This window comes from Methyloceanibacter sp., assembly GCF_051306395.1.
Lineage (GTDB): Bacteria > Pseudomonadota > Alphaproteobacteria > Rhizobiales > Methyloligellaceae > Methyloceanibacter.
In genome coordinates this window covers 1-2,490 of sequence record NZ_JBPPND010000020.1, presented here as the reverse complement: position 1 = coordinate 2,490, position 2,490 = coordinate 1, and the positions used below count along the sequence as shown (strand labels likewise).

Below are 2,490 nucleotides of genomic sequence, written 5' to 3'. Positions count from 1 at the left end.
GAGTTGGGCGTGGACCGGGAGACGGTGGCCCGGCATCTGCGGGCGCCGCCGTCCCATTCAAATGCCGCCATAGCGCCCTCCGGGATTTCGGCGATTGAGGCCGGTTCAAATGCCGCCAATGCGCCCCTCGGGATTTCGACGCCGGAACCATTCGTTCCCGGCGATTCTTCCACGGTCAATCCTTCTACCGAACCGGCCGTTGGTGTTCCGTCGCCGCGTCTGGGCCGGCCGAGTGCGTGCGAGCCGTTTCGGGCGGTGATCGCCGAGGCCGTGCAGCAGGGTTTGTCGGCCCAGCGGATTTATCAGGATCTCGTGTCCGGGCACGGCTACACGGGCAGTTATTACAGCGTGCGGCGGTTCGTGTTGAAACTCGACCCGCGGACGGAGTGGCCGGTCCGGCGGATGGCGTGCGAGCCGGGCGAGGAAGCCCAGGTCGACTTCGGCAAAGGCGCCCCGCTCGTCGGACCGGACGGCCGGCGTCGGACCACCCACGTCCTGCGGGTCGTGCTGAGCCATTCGCGGAAGGGGTACAGCGAAGTCGTGACCCGGCAGACGACGGAGGCGTTCATCCGGGCGTTGGAGAATGCCTTCCGCCACTTCGGCGGCGTGCCGCGGCGGATCGTCCTCGACAACCTCCGGGCCGCGGTCCAGAAGGCCGACTGGTTCGATCCGGAATTGAACCCGAAGGTCGAGGCGTTCGGCCGGCATTACGGCACGCTCTTCTGGCCGACGAAGCCGTACACGCCGCGGCACAAGGGGAAGGTCGAACGCGGCGTCGGCTATGTCAAAGGCAATGCCCTGAAGGCCCGGACGTTCAAAAGCGTCGCCGACCAGAACCTGTTTTTGCAGGAGTGGGAGCGGACGATCGCCGACACGCGGATTCACGGCACGACGAAACGACAGGTCGGGCCGTTCTTCGAGTCCGCGGAACGCGACGCCCTGCGACCGCTGCCGCCGGACCTGTTCCCGTCGTTCGAGGAAGGCCGGCGGGTGGTCAACCGCGACGGCCACGTCGAGATCGGCAAGGCGTACTACTCGGTGCCGCCGGAGTATCTCGGCCGAACGGTTTGGGCCCGCTGGGACGGCCGCGTTGTCCGCCTCTTCAACGACCGGCTGGACCAAATCGCGTTGCATCCGCAGCACGAGCCGGGTCGGTTCAGCACGCGGAACCAGCACATCGTCAGCGAGAAAGTGAACGGCATCGAACGCGGCACCGCCTGGATGCTGGGGAAAATCCGGCTGGTCGGCCCGCACTGTTTGGAATGGGCCGAGGCCTGCCTGCAGGATCGTGGCATCGAAGCTGTGCGGGCATTGCAGGGGCTGTTGAGCCTGACCCGCCGCCATGCCGCGACGTCGCTCGACCGCGCCTGCGCGATCGCCCATTCCTATTCCGTCTACCGTCTGCGGATCGTCCGCCGGCTCATCGACCGCGACGAACCGCAGCAACTCACCTTCGTCGAATCCGATCCGATCATCCGGCCCCTGGCCGACTACACCCGGTTCGTTCACTCCGCCATTCAGAAAGGAACTTTGCCATGTCCAGCCTGATCACGGCCCTGAAGCAACTCCGCCTCTCCGGCGTGTTGCCGTCGCTCGATATCCGGCTGCAGGAAGCCGCCGGGCATCAACTCAGCCATGCCCAGTTCCTCGAACTCGTGCTGCAGGACGAACTCGCCGTCCGCTCCGACCGCCAGGTCCAGCGCGGACTCAAGGCCGCCGGCTTCCGCGAACTGAAAACGCTCGACGACTTCGACTGGTCGTTCAATCCCTCGATCAGCCGCAAGCAGGTCTTCGATCTCGCCGCCGGGCGGTTCATCCGCGAAGCCCGCGACGTGCTGCTCATCGGCCCGCCCGGCGTGGGCAAGAGCTATCTCGCCCAGGCGATCGGTTACCACGCGGTCAAAGCCGGACTCGCCGTGAAGTACCGCTCGATCTTCGACCTCGTCCGCGACTTCCTCCACGACGAAGCCCTCGGCGGCGAAGAGAAAGTCCTCGGGAAATATCTGAAACCGGATCTGTTGATCGTCGACGATATGGGCATGAAACAACTGCCGAAACGCTCCGGCGAGTACCTCTTCGAAATCATCATGCGCCGGTACGAGACCCGTTCGACCCTCATGACCTCGAACCGGCCGCTCGACGACTGGGGCAAACTGATCGGCGACGTCCCCAGTGCCACCGCCATCCTCGACCGCTTCCTCCACCACGCCGAAGTGATCCGCATCACCGGACGCAGCTACCGCCTGAGAAATCAAAATCAAAACCCTGGTGAGAAGGAAAACCGGCCACCGGCGGCAGACCGTTCCTTGACACCTCGGCCACAGTCCTCGACGGAACCAGCTTCCGACCCACCAACGATTGAGGCCGAAGTAAATGCCGCCATTGCGCCCACCGGCATTCCGGCGATTGAGGCCGATCCAAATGCCGCCAAAGCGCCCACCGGCTCTTCAACGAGAAAACAAACCCGCGCCCGGCACCCGCCAACGGACA

General features: G+C 65.0%; 2 protein-coding genes. Both read left to right on the top strand.

All coding sequences use genetic code 11. The features are described 5' to 3' along the window. A partial coding sequence (gene istA, locus ACSLE4_RS01935; RefSeq protein ID WP_435902806.1) for an IS21 family transposase occupies window positions 1–1,548 on the top strand: 1,548 nt, incomplete at its 5' end. Continuing rightward, window positions 1,536–2,490 (top strand): IS21-like element helper ATPase IstB (istB, locus tag ACSLE4_RS01930; RefSeq protein WP_435902805.1); only part of this gene is annotated, 955 nt, incomplete at its 3' end. The genes istA and istB, both read left to right, overlap by 13 nt.